This is a genomic window from Allosphingosinicella sp. (assembly GCF_035626655.1).
In the GTDB taxonomy this organism is placed as follows: Bacteria; Pseudomonadota; Alphaproteobacteria; order Sphingomonadales; family Sphingomonadaceae; genus Allosphingosinicella.
This window is the reverse complement of the sequence record NZ_DASPNF010000010.1, coordinates 80,690-95,072: the sequence shown is the minus strand read 5'-3', so window position 1 is coordinate 95,072 and position 14,383 is coordinate 80,690. Positions and strand designations below refer to the sequence as shown.

The 14,383-nt window shown below is 69.6% G+C and carries 8 protein-coding genes; 2 read left to right on the top strand and 6 right to left on the bottom strand.

Annotation, left to right across the window (positions count from 1 at the left end):
* Positions 1–50 precede the first annotated feature (50 nt).
* Entirely contained in the window at positions 51–1,523 is a 1,473-nt protein-coding gene (locus tag VEC11_RS08750) for a CYTH and CHAD domain-containing protein (RefSeq protein WP_464130332.1), read from the top strand.
* Positions 1,524–1,662: 139 nt separating this feature from the next.
* On the opposite strand, the gene VEC11_RS08745 is transcribed toward VEC11_RS08750, so the two are convergent.
* The 5 genes from VEC11_RS08745 to VEC11_RS08725 form a co-directional block, all read right to left on the bottom strand.
* Complete coding sequence (locus VEC11_RS08745; RefSeq protein WP_464130331.1) at positions 1,663–4,386, bottom strand: TonB-dependent receptor domain-containing protein; 2,724 nt, start codon at positions 4,384–4,386, stop codon at positions 1,663–1,665.
* A gap of 37 nt (positions 4,387–4,423) precedes the next feature.
* On the bottom strand, positions 4,424–5,995 hold the full coding sequence (locus VEC11_RS08740; protein ID WP_464130330.1) for a hypothetical protein: 1,572 nt from the start codon (positions 5,993–5,995) through the stop codon (positions 4,424–4,426).
* Positions 5,996–6,177: 182 nt separating this feature from the next.
* Positions 6,178–6,915 (bottom strand): PDZ domain-containing protein, encoded by a 738-nt coding sequence (locus VEC11_RS08735; protein WP_464130329.1) that lies wholly within the window; start codon positions 6,913–6,915, stop codon positions 6,178–6,180.
* A gap of 44 nt (positions 6,916–6,959) precedes the next feature.
* Positions 6,960–7,655: a phosphate regulon transcriptional regulator PhoB gene (gene phoB / locus VEC11_RS08730; protein ID WP_464130328.1), complete on the bottom strand. Its 696-nt coding sequence runs from the start codon at positions 7,653–7,655 to the stop codon at positions 6,960–6,962.
* A gap of 92 nt (positions 7,656–7,747) precedes the next feature.
* Entirely contained in the window at positions 7,748–9,802 is a 2,055-nt protein-coding gene (locus VEC11_RS08725) for a malate synthase G (RefSeq protein ID WP_464130327.1), read from the bottom strand.
* A gap of 73 nt (positions 9,803–9,875) precedes the next feature.
* On the opposite strand from VEC11_RS08725, the gene VEC11_RS08720 reads away from it, so the two are divergent.
* Positions 9,876–11,099, top strand: a complete 1,224-nt coding sequence (locus VEC11_RS08720; protein WP_464131197.1) for an NAD(P)/FAD-dependent oxidoreductase — start codon at positions 9,876–9,878, stop codon at positions 11,097–11,099.
* Here VEC11_RS08720 and VEC11_RS08715 read toward each other — a convergent pair.
* Positions 11,096–14,317 carry an autotransporter outer membrane beta-barrel domain-containing protein gene (locus tag VEC11_RS08715; RefSeq protein ID WP_464130324.1) on the bottom strand — a complete coding sequence of 1,074 codons (3,222 nt, stop codon included), beginning with the start codon at positions 14,315–14,317 and terminating at the stop codon, positions 11,096–11,098. The genes VEC11_RS08720 and VEC11_RS08715 overlap by 4 nt on opposite strands.
* Positions 14,318–14,383: the final 66 nt, after the last annotated feature.

Genomic DNA, 14,383 nt, shown 5'->3' with positions numbered 1-14,383 from the left:
AACAAAGCTATGTAATCCAGCCACCGGGGGAAGCGCTCGGCGGGGAAGCCATGTCGGACGAAGTCGAGCTGAAATTCGACGTCGCGGCTGCGGATTGCGAGGCGCTGAAGGCGAGCGCGCCGCTCACCGGCATCACGCCTGAAATCACCGAAGCGGACACCGTCTATTACGACACCAGGGACGGCTTCGTTCGCCGTTCCGGCTATTCGCTCCGCGTGCGCAAGGCGGGCGGGCGCCACATCCAGGCGGTCAAGCACAAGCCGGCCGCTGCGGCCGGCCTGTTCCGGCGACGCGAATGGGAAACGGACGTGCCGGGCTTTGCGCTCGACGATGCGGCGCTGGCAAAGACGCCGCTCGGCAAGCTTCTGGAAACCGAGGCGACCGGACCGCTGAAGCAGCAGGTCCGCTCGACATTCCGCCGGACGATCTGGCTGGTCACCCGCAAGGACAGCGTGATCGAGGTGGTGCTCGACGAAGGCAAGGTCGCGGCCGGCAAGGCCGAGGCGCCGCTCTGCGAGCTCGAGCTCGAGCTCAAGTCTGGCAAGCCGCGCGCCTTGTTCGCGCTCGCCGGAGAGATCGGCGCGGCGCTGCCGCTCCGGCTCGGCGTCCTCAGCAAGGCAGAGCGCGCCTATGTGCTGGCCGAACGCAGGTTCGGCGAGGCGGCACGGGCGGAACCCGTCGTCCTGCCGGTGCCGGTCACCGAGGGGGCCGCCTTTCGCGCCGTCGCCCAGGCCTGTCTGCGCCACTATCGGCTCAACGAGATGGTCCTGCTCGAGCAGCGCGACGCCGATTCGCTCCATCAGGCCCGGATCGCCCTTCGCCGTCTCCGCTCGGCCCTGTCGCTCTTCCGGCCGACCGTCCGCGGCAAGGACTATCCCGAGCTCCGGGAGGAGCTTGGCTGGCTGGCCGGCCAGTTCGGCGACGCCCGCAACCTGGACGTCCTGCTTGCCGGCGAGGAGGGCCTCGGCGCGGAGGAGAATGTGCGCGAGCGGCTGCTGAAGGCGCGGGCCAAGGCCTATGACAGGGTCGAGGCGGCTCTGGGCTCGGACCGGGTGCGCGCATTGATGCTCAACCTGTCGCTCTGGATCGAGGCCGGAGCCTGGCGCTTCCGCGACCGTGCAATGCGGGATCTCCCCGGCCTCGCCGCCGAGCAGCTCAGCCGGCAATGGCGGCGCGTGAAGCGCAATGGCGAGAAGCTCGGCAAGGCCGGCGCCGAGGATCGCCACCGCCTGCGCCTCGACGTGAAGAAGTTGCGCTATTCGGCCGAATTCCTTGCCGGCCTCTCGGCAAAGCGGCCGAAGCTCGCCCGCCGCGACCGCTTCGTGACCGCCCTGAAGGATCTGCAGGAAAGCCTCGGCGACCTCAACGATGCCGAAGCCGCGCAGGCGATCACCACCAGGCTCGCGCCCGGCCTGCGCGGCAATGCCCGGCGCCTGCGCCGCAAGGCCGCCGCCGCCGAGGCCATCGCCGCGGCGGAAGAAGCGCTGAAGGTTGCGGGGGAAGCGGCAGGATATTGGGAGTAAGGAGGTCGGGCTGACACGCCTCGCTCCGTTCGCCCTGAGCCTGTCGAAGGGCTGCCCTTCCTTGGGAGAGGAAGAGAAAGGCGGGGCTTCGACAAGCTCAGCCCGAACGGAAAGGGAGGCGGGAGCCTCCCTCCCAATCTCAGAAATGCACCGTCGCCCCGAGGCTGAAGCTCGTGCCGACCCGGTAGGAATTGATGTCGATCCGATTGTCCCCGGCCCGCTGGAATTCCTCATAGTCCCGGCCGAAGAGGTTGCGCGCCTCGAACTTGAATTCGACGCGGTTGCCGAAGATCGGCGCCTCCTGGCGCAGCACGAAGTCCAGCCTGAGCCCCGGCCGTTCGATGATGTCGGGCTGGCGGAGCAGGCCCTGGATCGGGCCGCGGTTGGTGACCCGTTCGCTGGCATAGCTGAGCAGGAAGGTCGCCTGGCTGACGCTTTCCGTATCCTCGATGCCGATCTGCAGGTTGACCAGATGGTCGGACTGGCCGGTCAGCGGCGCGCCATCCTGGAACAGCAAATTGGCCGCCACCGGCTGCAGGTCCGGACCGACGATCGTCGAGCCGTCCGCGGTGATCTGCGACCTGGTGTAGGTGTAGTTGGCGATGAAGAGCAGCCGCCGGCTGTCCCAGAAGCTGCCGCCCAGGGCCGTCAGGGGCAGATGCGCCTGCACCTCGACCTCGGCGCCGTACAGCTCCGCCTCGGGGGCATTGGCGAAGCCGGTGCGCAGCTGGCCGCCGCCCGCAAAGAAGGCGGCCGCCTCGATGGGATTGTCGATCTTCTTGTAGAAGCCCGCAACCGAGAGCCGCTGGCCCGACGCGAAATAATATTCGTAGCGCGCCTCCGCGTTGAACAGCTCGCTGTCCTGCAGGAAGGGGTTGCCGGTGAATTCGCGGTCGGATTCGAAATCCTGGTAGATTTGCGGTGCGAGCTCGCGGAATTGCGGCCGGGCGATCGTCTTCGACGCGTGCAGGCGGAGCTGCATGTCGGGCAGGAACTGCCAGGTGACCGTCGCCGCCGGCAGCCAGTAGCTGTTGGCGATCCTGGTCGGCGCGACCAGGCTGCCCACCGGCTGCACGTTCTGGTCGCCATCCTCGTAGCGGGCGCCGACCGTGGCGCGCAGGGTATCGGTGATCTCCGCCTCGACCTGGCCGTAGAGGCCGTGGACCGTCAGGTCAGCGACATAGGAAGCCGTACCCTCCGCGCCCGAAATGTCGCGGAGCTGGATGTTGAAGGTGTAGATGTTGAAGTCGGAGAGCAGGAAGTCCGGCCGCTCCTGCGCCACCGCGAGCGGCAGCGCGCCGTCGGGCCGGAAATACTGGAACTGGAAGCGCGAGGCCGAACGCTCGGTGCGGGTATAGTTATAGCCCGCCGAGACGGTGACCGGCACCGGTGCCTCGAACCGGTAGGCGAGATCGATCCCGCCCGACCAGACGTCCTCGGTCAGGTCGCTGAAGGCGACCGTCGCCGACTGGCCGGCTGAAGTGAGGTTGTTGATATAATCGTCGACGTCGCCCGGACCCGAGGTCGCGGGATTGTTGTCGCCCAGATAGACGTAGGAAATGTCCCGCTCGTAGGGAGATTCGCGCTGCGAATTGGCCCAGGCGCCGCGCAGGTCCACGCTGAAATTGCCGAAGCGGAACTCGCCGACCAGCTGCGTGGTGATCAGCTGCCGTTCGAACCAGTAGCTGTTCTGCTCCATGACCGAGGGCGGCAGCGCCGGATCCTGGTCCTGGACCGACCTGTTGAAGCCGGCCGCCAACCGGCCCTGCTTCAGCGAGTCGCGGATGTAGAGATTGGTCCAGCGGATCCGGTGCGGCCCGAATTCGGCGCCGAGGCCGAGCATGGCGTTGACGATGATCCGGTTGTCGGTGGTGACTCGCCGGAAGCTGGTCTGCGGCGTTCCCGCCAGGCCGGGGTCGAGCGAGGTCTGCTGGAGCGCGTCGCGCGAGCGCCAGCCGTTCGAGTAGCCGGCCGCGGCGATGAAGCCGATGCGCCCGCCCCTGATCTCGGTCGAGGCGCCGCCGCTGACCTCGCCGGAGCCGTTATAGGGCGTGTCGGTCATGCGCTGCAGCAGGGTGGTCGGCGCGTTGACCAGGCTGGCGGCGAAGTCGCGGCGCTCGGCATCGGTCGTGCCGTTGAACGTGCCCGCGACCATGACGTTGCGCAGCGCGGCCGGGAAATCCCTGGTGCCGTCGTCGAAGCCCGACCAGTCGCTGTCCGAGCCGAAATAGGAATAGCCGATATGGCCGGTCGTCTCGGTGTCGCCGCTGACCGAGGCACTGACGTCGAGGAAGGCCTCGCGCGGCACGGCCGGGGTGGTGAGGTTGATCACGCCGCCGCCGAACTCGCCCGGATAATTGACCGAATAGCTCTTCTGGACGAGCGAGGAGGCGATCACGCCCGTCGGGAAGATGTCGAGCGGAACCACGCGGCGCAGCGGCTCCGGGCTGGGCAAGGGCGAGCCGTTCATCAGCGCCAGCGAGTAGCGGTCGCCGAGGCCGCGGACGAAGACGAAGCCGTTGCCGACCACGGAGAGGCCGGTGACGCGCTGCAGCGCGCCCGCAATGTCGCCCTCGCCGGTGCGGGCGATGTCCGCGCCGGAGAGGACCGAGACGACCTGCGGCGTCTGCCGGATGATGCTGTTCGGCCCCCTGGTGCCGGTGACGACGATGTCGGCACCGGGCGCGGAGACTTCCACGTCCTGGCTGGCATCGCCTTCCGGCTGGGCGGCGTCTTCGGCGGCCGGGGCCTCGTCCGCCGGCGCCTCGGCCTCGGCGGCCGGCTGCGCCTGGGCAAAGGCAACCCCCGGCGCGACCAGCGCCGTCGTGAAAAGCAGGCCCGCGTAAGTCAGTGTCCGGTTCATTCTCGTTCCCCCCGTCATGGTTGGCGTGGGTTCGCGATCAGGCCGGCGTGACCGAGCAATTGCCGCCCGTGCCGCCGAAGGCGACGTAGGACGCGGAGCAGGTCCAGTTCTGGTACCAGGTGTCCCCGGCATTCTGGACCGCGCCGATCCAGGTCACCGCGGTGAGCCGGTTCGGGGCCGCCGCATTCGGCTGGCCCGCGCCGGCGAAGCTGTCGGCGTTGAACGCGGTCGGGTCGGTCGCGGGGACCGCCGCCTCGTTGCCGCCGTTGATGAAGACGCTGGCGAGCGACGGCGTATAGGCCGAATTGTTGTTGTTCGTGCCGGTGCCGAATGCGGTCGCCGTCTCGGCCTGCAGATTGCCGTCATTGGCGAACGGATTGGTGCAGGACATCACCACCGAGCGGAAGACCGGCGCGCCGAGATCCTGCAGGGCCGCGTCGGCCGCGCGGGTCGTCGTGCCGGCGGTGCCGTCAATGTCGAGGCAGTTGGTGGTGCCGACGACGACGCTGTTGAGCAGGGCGTAGTCGGCGCCGCCGCGGATCAGCATCGTGTTGAGGCCCTGGACGGTGGAGCGCTGCACGAAGGTGGCGTTGGAGACGCGGGTATATTGCCGCGGCAGCGCGTCCTCGTTGCCGTTCGAGTCGGCCTCGATCATCGAATCGCCGTTCGAGCTGTCGCGCTGCACGCCGATCACGAACTGGATCGTGCCGCGATAGCCGAGGTCGGTGTCGAGCCCGTCATCGTCCGCGCCGGTGATCACGATATGCCTGAGGTTCGGCCGGCCGCCGAAAATCTCGATGCCGTCGTCCGAGCTGTTGTGGATCTGGACGTGATCGATCGCGGTCAGCTGGCCGACGCCGCCCAGCGTGAGGCCCTGGAGCTCGTTACCCGGCGCGATCCCGAAGCCCGAATAGCGGATCTGGACATATTGGAAGCTGCCCGAATTATCGTTCGGCGAGGCGCCGCCATAGAGCGCGCCGGTCGTGCCCTCGATCACCTGCTGGCAGTTGGCGGAGCCGCCCGGGACCGCGGTGTTGCAGTCCGAGATCGGGGCGCGGCCGAGGATGATGATGCCGCCCCAGAGGCCCTGGCTGGCGTCGGTCGTGGTGCCGAGCAGATTGTTGCGGGCGGTGAAGATGATCGGGCTGGTCGGCGTGCCGATCGCGCTGATCCGCGAGCCGCGATTGACCACCAGATAGTCGTTGCCGGCGGAGGCGAAGAGCAGGGTGCCGGCCTGGATGGTCAGGGTCACGCCCTGGCAGCCCGCGAGCGGCGCGGCCGTGTCGCCGCCGCAATCGGTGCCGACATTGACCGGCCCCGCGATCGAGTAGGCGACGCCCGGCGCGTTCTGGATCGTGGTGTCGACGGTGAAGCGGGTCGGCAGCTCGCAGGCGCGGCGGGTGCCGACGACGCCGCGGTCGATATAGCCGCCGGCCGGGCAGGCGGCGGCGGGGGTGCCGCCGCCGGCGGGCGGCGGGGGCGGCGGCGCGGGCGGGGTCGGCGCCGGGACGACGATCGTGCCTTCGCCGGGCGAGGCGACGTCGGTGGGTCCGCAGGCGGCCAGGGGAAGCAGGGTGGTGACGAGGAGCAGGGCACGGAATGTCGACATGATAACCCCCGATTGGCGTTGCGGGCGACTCGACAGGGTGGCCGCCTTCGCCTTGCCAGCTAGGGGTGGTGGATGATGGTTTTGTTACAGAAACGACGCAATTATACGTTTAATTTCCGTAACTTAAGCGTCACGTCAACGACGCCGTTCCGTCATCTGGATGTCATGAACCGGGCGTTCGCTCAGCCCGGCGCGAGGGTCAGCTGGAGCCGGCGCCCGCCCCGTTCGACCTCGAGCCGCGTCTGCGAGGAATTGGCGATGTTCCAGGCCAGCTCCTGCAGCCGTTCCTCGTCGAAATTGGCGCCGTTGACCGAGACGATGACGTCGCCGGGCCGGATGCCGGCGCGGGCGAGCGCGGGCATCTCGACGTTCGAGCGGACCGTATAGCCGGTCACCCTCCCGCCCGCCATGCGCGGCGCGAGGCCGAGCCGGTAGCGCAAAGTCTCCTCGCTGTGCCCCGCCTCGCCGGCCGCCAGGGGCGCTCGTGCCGCGGCCGCCGCGGCGGACGGATCGGCCCGGGCGACGCCGTCGAAGCCGAGCCGGACCTCGCCGCCCGCGCCCTGGAAGACGGCGTGGCTCTGCTCGATGCGGACCAGGGTCAGCCCCGGCACCGCCTCGCGCCCGACCGGGACCAGCCGCTGCCCGCCATTGGCCGTGGAGATCACCGCGCCACTGGCGAGCAGGCCGTGCAGCCGCAGTTGCGAAAGGTCGGCGGCCGGCACCACGGGCGCGGGCGCCGCGGCGACCGGGACCGGCACGGGCGCGGCCGCGGGCGGTGGCGCCGCGACCCTTGCCGCCGGGCCGGGCGGCGGCGCCTCGCCGCCGCCGCGCAACAGCAGTGAGACGAGGACGAGGATGACGAGCGCCAGCGCGACCTGGATCAGGCGCTTCTCGCGATGGCTGAGGCTGCGTGCGGCCATGTCGTCCCGATCACTCCCCGGTGGAGGAGCGCCACTCTAGCACATCAGCCGCCATCGTCGTCGAGGGCATAGCCCGCGGAGCGGACCGTGCGGATCAATTCGGGCTTGCCGCCGATGTTGATCGCCTGCCGGAGCCGGCGGATGTGGACGTCGACGGTGCGCAATTCGATGTCGCGGTCGCGCCCCCAGACCGAATCGAGCAGGCGCGCCCGGCTGAACACGCGGCCCGGATGTTCGAGGAAATGGCGCAGCAGGCGGAATTCCGTCGGCCCGAGCGGGATCGTCTTCCCGGCCCGCTTCACCTTGTGGCTGACGATGTCCATCTCGAGGTCGGCGAACTTCAGCACCTCGCCGGCCAGCGCCGGCCGCACGCGGCGGAGCACGGCGCGGACCCGGGCGACCAGCTCGCGCGGGCTGAACGGCTTGGTGACATAATCGTCCGCGCCGGTCTCGAGCCCTCGCACCCGGTCCGCCTCCTCGCCGCGGCCGGTCAGCATGATGATCGGCACGTTCGCCGTCTCCGGCGCGCGGCGGACGCGACGGCAGACTTCGAGCCCGGAAATGCCCTCGATCATCCAGTCGAGCAGGATGATGTCGGGCGGCGTCTCCGCGGCCAGCAGCAGCGCCTCGTCGCCGTCCGGCGTGTGCGAGACGCGGAAATCCTCGCGCTCGAAATGCCATTTCAGCAGGTCCGCCAGCGCCGGATCGTCCTCGACCAGCAGCAGATTGCCATTCATCATCCGGGCGGCCCTCCCAATCCGCCGAGGCGGCTATGAGACCCGGCTATAGCGGTTTGCGGGAGGTTCCATGACAGGAATATGACAGTTTCGCGTCACTGCGCGGGGCAGAAGCCGAGTGCCTTGGCCCTCAGCCTGAAGGCATGAAGCAGGGGCTCGGTATAGCCGTTCGGCTGCGCCGCGCCCTCGAAGACCAAAGCGCGGGCGGCCTGGAAGGCGAGGCTCGTCTCCTCGTTGCCGCTCATCGGCCGGTAATAGGGATCGTCCGCATTCTGGGCGTCGACGCAGGCGGCCATGCGGCGCAGCGCGGCCTCCACCTCGTCCGCCGTGCAGACGCCGTGCAGCAGCCAGTTGGCGATATGCTGGGAGGAGATGCGCAGGGTCGCGCGGTCCTCCATCAGGCCGACATCGTGAATGTCAGGCACCTTGGAGCAGCCGACGCCCTGGTCGATCCAGCGCACGACATAGCCGAGGATGCCCTGCGCATTGTTGTCGAGCTCGGCGCGGACCTGCTCCGGCGTCCAGTTCCGGCCGGTGGCCAGCGGGACCGTCAGCAAGGCCTCGAGCGGCGGCACCGCCTCGCCGGCCAGCTTGGCCTGCCGGGCGAAGACGTCGACCTGGTGATAATGGAGCGCGTGCAGGGTCGCTGCGGTCGGGCTCGGCACCCAGGCGGTGTTCGCGCCGGCCTGCGGATGGCCGATCTTCTGCGCGAGCATGTCGCCCATCAGGTCGGGCGCCGCCCACATGCCCTTGCCGATCTGCGCCTTGCCGGAAAAGCCGGCGGCGAGGCCGATGCGGACGTTGCGGTCCTCATAGGCCTTGATCCACTGGCTGCCCTTCATCTCCGCCTTGGGGATCATCGGCCCGGCGCGCATCGAGGTGTGGATCTCGTCGCCGGTGCGGTCGAGAAAGCCGGTGTTGATGAACACGATCCGATGGCGAAGCGCGTGGATGCAGGCGGCGAGATTGGCGGAGGTGCGCCGCTCCTCGTCCATCAGCCCGACCTTGACCGTGTGGCGGACGAGACCGAGCAGATCCTCGACCGCGTCGAACAACGCGTTGGCGAAGGCCGCCTCCTCGGGCCCGTGCATCTTGGGCTTCACGATATAGATCGAGCCGGCGCGGCTGTTGCGGAAGCGGCCGAGGCCCTTGAGGTCGTGGAGCGCGATCAGGCTCGTGACGATCGCGTCGAGAATGCCCTCCGGCGCCTCCGAACCGTCGGGGAGATGGACCGCCGGCGTCGTCATCAGATGGCCGACATTGCGCACGAACAGCAGCGCGCGGCCCGGCAGCACGAACTCGCCATAGACGCGGTCCGCGTTCAGCGCCCGGTCGACGGTGCCGCCGCCCTTGGCAAAGCTGGCCCTGAGGTCGCCCTTCATCAGGCCGAGCCAGTTGCGATAGGCGGCGACCTTGTCCCCGGCATCCACCGCCGCGACGCTGTCCTCCAGATCGACGATCGTGGTGAGCGCGCTTTCCAGAAGCACGTCGGCAATGCCGAGCGGATCGTCCCGGCCGATCGGATGGTCCGCGTCAACGACCAGCTCGACATGGAGGCCGTTGTGGCGAAACAGCAGGGCTCCGTCCTTGCGCGCGACCAGGGCCGGATGATCGCCGCCGCCAACCGCTCCCTCCCAGCCGGGCAAAGTCTCGTCGAGGAAGGCGCGGGCACGCGCGATCACCTGCGCGCCGCGCTCGGCATCATAGCCGGGGCCGCTCGCCTTTCCCGGCAAGGCATCGGTTCCGTAGAGCGCGTCGTAGAGGCTGCCCCAGCGCGCATTGGCGGCGTTGAGCAGGAAGCGGGCGTTGAGCACGGGTACCACGAGCTGCGGGCCGGCGATCCGCGCCACCTCGTCGTCGACATTCTCCGGATCGATGGTGAAGGGCGGCGGCTCGTCGGCGAGATAGCCGATCTCCCGCAGGAAGGCGGGATCGCCGCTTCGCGCAGGCTCGGCGTCGATCCTCGCCTGAAGCGCGTCGCGGATCGCGAGCAGCCGGCGGTTTTCCGGGCTGAGCTTTGCGAAGATGCCGGCGACACCGGTCCAGAAGGCCCCGGCCTCGAGACCCGTGCCGGGAAGCGCCTCCTCCTCGAGGAAGCGTGCGAGCGGCTCCGCGACCCGGAGCCCGTTGCGGTCGACCATCTGCTGCATCGCTCCAGCATTGGCCGCGCGCCCTGCGCCGCGCAATTGAAATTCCGGCAGGCGCGCCGCAAGGAGCGGGATGATGACGCGTTACGACGTCCTGATCGTGGGTGGCGGCCATGGCGGCGCGCAGGCGGCGATCGCCTTGCGCCAGAACGGCTTCGCTGGCTCGCTGGCCATCGTCGGCGCGGAGCCCGACCCGCCCTATGAGCGCCCGCCATTGTCCAAGGATTATCTGGCCGGCGAGAAAGAGTTCGAGCGGCTGCTGATCCGCCCGGTGTCCTTCTGGGCGGAGCGCGAGGTCGCCTTGCTGCTGGGCCAGCCGGTCGTCGCCGTGGACCCGGCGGCGAAGCGCGTGACTCTCGCCGACCGCGGGTCGCTCGGCTACGGAACACTGATCTGGGCGACCGGCGGCCAGCCGAAGCGCCTTGCCTGCGCCGGCTTCGAGCGAGTCCATACGATCCGCGACCGCCGCGACACCGATCGGCTGCTCGCCGAGCTGCCCGAGGTGAGGCGCGTCGCCGTGATCGGCGGCGGCTATATCGGGCTGGAGGCCGCGGCGGTGTTGCGCAAGCTCGGCCGCGAGGTCGTCTTGCTCGAGGCGCTCGGCCGCGTGCTCTCGCGCGTCGCCGGCGAGCCTGTCTCGCGCTTCTACGAGGCCGAGCACCGCGCCCATGGCGTGGACGTGCGCACCGGCACGGGCCTGGACTCGGTCGTGCCCGAGGGTGTGAAGCTCGGCAGCGGCGAGATCGTCCGCGCCGATCTGATCGTTGCCGGCATCGGCATCGACGCCGCGACCGGCCCGCTTGCCGAGGCCGGCGCCGAGACCGGCAACGGCGTCCATGTCGACGAATATTGCCGGACCAGCCTCGCGGACGTCTATGCGATCGGCGACTGCGCCGCCCATGCGAACCGCTTCGCCGGCGGCGCGCGCATCCGCCTCGAATCCGTGCAGAACGCCCACGACCAGGCGAACGTCGTCGCCGCCGCGATCATGGGCGCGCCCCAGCCTTATAGGGCGACGCCCTGGTTCTGGTCGAACCAGTATGACCTGAAGCTGCAGACCGTCGGCCTCTGCCAGGGTCATGACGATCTCGTCGTCCGCGGCGATCCCGCGGCGCGCAGCTTCTCGGTCGTCTACCTGAAGCGGAACCGCGTCATCGCGCTCGACTGCGTCAATGCGGTCAGGGACTATGTCCAGGGTCGCAAGCTGGTCGAGGCCGGCGCTGCCCCGGACAAGGCGGCGCTGGCGGACCCGGCCGTCCCGCTCAAGGAGCTGGCCGGCCAGGCCCCGCCGGTCGCCTAGAAGCCGAAGCCGAACGACACCCGGAACGCCACCGAGGCGCGGCCGCTCTGCTCCTCCGCCGAAAGCTCGGCGCCGAGCACCGTCCCGTCGCTGCCGCCGATCACGCGCAGCGCCCCGGTCCAGCCGTCGGTGCGCGCCTCCGGCTCCAGCGTGAACGGATCGCCGCCCTCGAAGCGGGCGACGGTGGCGCCGAGCGACCCGCCCAGGATCTGGCGGCGGCCGCCCTCGATCTCGGTGCGGATCCAGGTCCGACCCTCTTCGGCGCTGCCGAAATTGAGCCCGGCCGCGAGCGTGACGGTGCCCGCCAGCTCGTCGCTGTCGCGGTCCTCGACGACGAGGTTGAAGCCGTCGCCGCCGCCCGTCTCGGTATAGCCGTCCTCGCTCAGCTTGTAATAATCGATCGATGCGGCGGGCCGCAGCGAGAGTCGGCCCATGCGCAGCTCATAGGACAGGCCGGCCGAGGCGGAATAAAGCTGGCCGTTCCAATTGCCGGCTGCCGTGCGGGTCACCGCCTGGCCCTGCTGATCGAGTCCGGCGAAGTAGCGCAGGCCCGTGAAGTCGATCATCGCTGCCGAGGCGCGGGCAAAGGCGTTGAAGCCGCCGCGCCGCAGCCGCCAATAGGCCGCGAGCTCATATTGGTCGGAGCGGACCTGATTGTCGTTGTCGCCATTGGCGTCCTTGCCCGCCAGATAGGCGAGGCTGAGGCCGAGATTGCCCGCGCCGCCGAGCTGCAGCTCCGCGCCGCCGGCCGCGCCCCAGCCCGAGACGTCGAAGGCGGCGGTCGAGCCGGTCTCCTTCGACGTGCCCCAGGCCGCCTGCTGCAGCCAGAAACCCCAGCCCTGCATGTCGAGCACCGCCGGATTGGGATCGGCGAGGAAGCGGGCGGTGGCGCGCGAGGCCACGGTCACCGTCTCGAAGACGCCGCCGGCATGGTTGGGCAGCATCTGGGCCATCGCCTCCTGCGCCGCCTCGCGGTCGTGCATGCCGAGGAAGACCGAGGCGATCTCCTCGTCATTGTCGAGCGATTCGAAGATCGCGTCATAGGCGCGCGTCGCCGAGCCGTTCAGGCCGAGATCGGCGGCGGTGCGCCGGCTGATCACGAGCGCGACCTCGTTGGCGCCGCTCTCCACCGTCCCGCGGAACAGGATCGGCAGGCTGGCATCGTCGAAGGCCAGGTTCGCGCCGCCGGTCACCGAGCCCGCCTGCAGGAAGGAATAGCGGCCCGGCGAGGCGGTGATGCTGTTGAGGCGGACGGCGAGCTTCGTCCCGGTGCCGAAGGCGGCATTGCCGGCGACGACATAATTGGTGCGGACGCCCGTCTCGGTGTTGATGTCGATCCCGAGGCGGCTGTTGGCCCCGAGGGTCAGCGAGGCGAGCTGGACGTTGCCGGTCTGCGCTGCCTGGAAGGTGCCGCCGGCCACGTTCACGGCGAGGCCGGCGCTGTTCAGCAGCTGCGCGTCGAAGCGGGTGCCGTTGCCGATCTCCAGCAGATCCGCGCCGCCGCCGAAATCGGCGATTCCGGTGAAGACGGAGGTGCCGGTCAGCGCCAGCCGGTCGGCGCCGGCGCCGAACTCGGCGCGGCCGGCGAAGCTCCCGGCGCCGCTGAGCAGCAGCCGGTCGTCGCCATTGCCGAAGCGCGCGGTGCCGGCGACCGAGCCTGCCGTCACGTCGAGCAGGTCGTTGCCGCCGCCGAACAATATGTCGCCCTGGATCTGCGGCGTCTGCGCGGTATCGCTCACCCGATACTGGCGGACGGTCGCCCCCGCATTGTTGCCGGACAGGTCGATCGCGACGCGCTTGCCGTTGCCGCCCGTCGCGAGGTTGGCGATGACGCGGCCGCCATTCTCGACCAGGCCGACGCCGCCAGTGCGGTCGACGATCGCGCCGACATCGGCATCCTTGCCGCCGGTCGCCTCGATCAGGCCGGTATTACGGACCGCCACGACGCTCGCACCCTGGTCGATCTGGATGCCGCGCACGACATCCGCGGCGTCGGGACCACCGGCGGCGCGGATCGCGCCGCTGCTCCGGATCTCGGGCACGCTGGCGCCGCTGCCGATACGGATCGCCTGCGCGCTGCCGCCGTTGGACGAGGCCGTGACCGCACCGGTGACGGTCATGCCGCCCGCAATGGTGACGTTGCCGCCGAGGCCGCCGATCACGAGGCCGTTGCCGTCGACATTGGCATAGACGCCATTGCCGCCGATCGCGCCGTCGATGATCAGGCCGTGGCCATTGGCATTGCCGGCCACCGCGCCGACGCTGACGGGACCGTTAGCCGCGCCGATCTGGACGGCCGGGGCGGCACCGTAGGAGACGATCTGCGCGGCGCCCTCCTCGCTGTCCTTGATGCCGTCATCGTCCTCGTCGTCGTCGTTCTTGTTGGCGTCCGCTGGCGGGACGGCAAAGCGGATGCCGCCGCTGACATCGCCCTGGATGCGGATCGCCGGGCCGCCCTGCAGCAGGTCGTCGGCGTCGAGCTTGGTGGCGTCGGCGGGGGCCTGGATGCTGCGATAGCCGCTGGCGGTGACCGTGCCCTGAAAGGTGAGCGCGCCGGCTATGTCGCCGTCGAGCGAGACGCCGACCGCATTGGCGCCGCGCACGTTGACGCCGCCGGCGATGCGGGTGTTGCCAGCGATATCGGTCGCGCGGATGCCGACGCTGTTGTCGCCGGTCACGTTGATCGTGCCGCTGTTCGTGAAGGTGCCGTTGAGGCGGCTGTCCAGCGCGATGCCCGCACTGGTGTTGCCTTCGATCGTGATCGTCCCCGAATTGACAACATTGCCCGTGAACGTGCCGCCGGGGGCGATGCGGATGCCGAAGCGGTTGCTGCCCTGGGCGAAGGGGCCGTCCAGGTCGCCGTCCTTGTCCGCGTCGGCCGGCGTGTAATTCTCGTCGATCGTGATCGTGCCGCTGTTGGTGATGCCGCCGGTGAGGCCGGACATCGCCAGGATGCCGGTCGCGTTGTTCGCGCCCTGGATGGCGAGCGCGCCCGCGCTGGTCACCGTATTGCTGCTGTCGAGCGTCACCGCGGTGCCGCCGGTCAGGGTGATGCCACCTGCCGTGGTGATGGTGATATTGTCGGCCGCGCCGTTGGTCGCCGTGGAGGTGCTGAGCGGGGCGGTGATCTTGGTCTCCACTTTCCGCTCGGCCTGGGCCTGGGAGACCGCGACGAGCGCAAGCGGGGTGAGGCAGGAATAAGCAAGCAGGCGACGCATACCGGATCTGTCCTTTTTTCGCGGCTGGTCCCCGGCCCGGGCGGGCGGGGTTCATGCCGGTAAGGA

Excerpts from the sequence above, each read along its gene's own strand:
- VEC11_RS08750 (WP_464130332.1), top strand. The coding sequence starts at position 51 with ATGTCGGACGAAGTCGAGCTGAAATTCGACGTCGCGGCTGCGGATTGC.
- VEC11_RS08745 (WP_464130331.1), bottom strand. The coding sequence starts at position 4,386 with ATGAACCGGACACTGACTTACGCGGGCCTGCTTTTCACGACGGCGCTG.
- VEC11_RS08740 (WP_464130330.1), bottom strand. The coding sequence starts at position 5,995 with ATGTCGACATTCCGTGCCCTGCTCCTCGTCACCACCCTGCTTCCCCTG.
- VEC11_RS08735 (WP_464130329.1), bottom strand. The coding sequence starts at position 6,915 with ATGGCCGCACGCAGCCTCAGCCATCGCGAGAAGCGCCTGATCCAGGTC.
- phoB (WP_464130328.1), bottom strand. The coding sequence starts at position 7,655 with ATGATGAATGGCAATCTGCTGCTGGTCGAGGACGATCCGGCGCTGGCG.
- VEC11_RS08725 (WP_464130327.1), bottom strand. The coding sequence starts at position 9,802 with ATGCAGCAGATGGTCGACCGCAACGGGCTCCGGGTCGCGGAGCCGCTC.
- VEC11_RS08720 (WP_464131197.1), top strand. The coding sequence starts at position 9,876 with ATGACGCGTTACGACGTCCTGATCGTGGGTGGCGGCCATGGCGGCGCG.
- VEC11_RS08715 (WP_464130324.1), bottom strand. The coding sequence starts at position 14,317 with ATGCGTCGCCTGCTTGCTTATTCCTGCCTCACCCCGCTTGCGCTCGTC.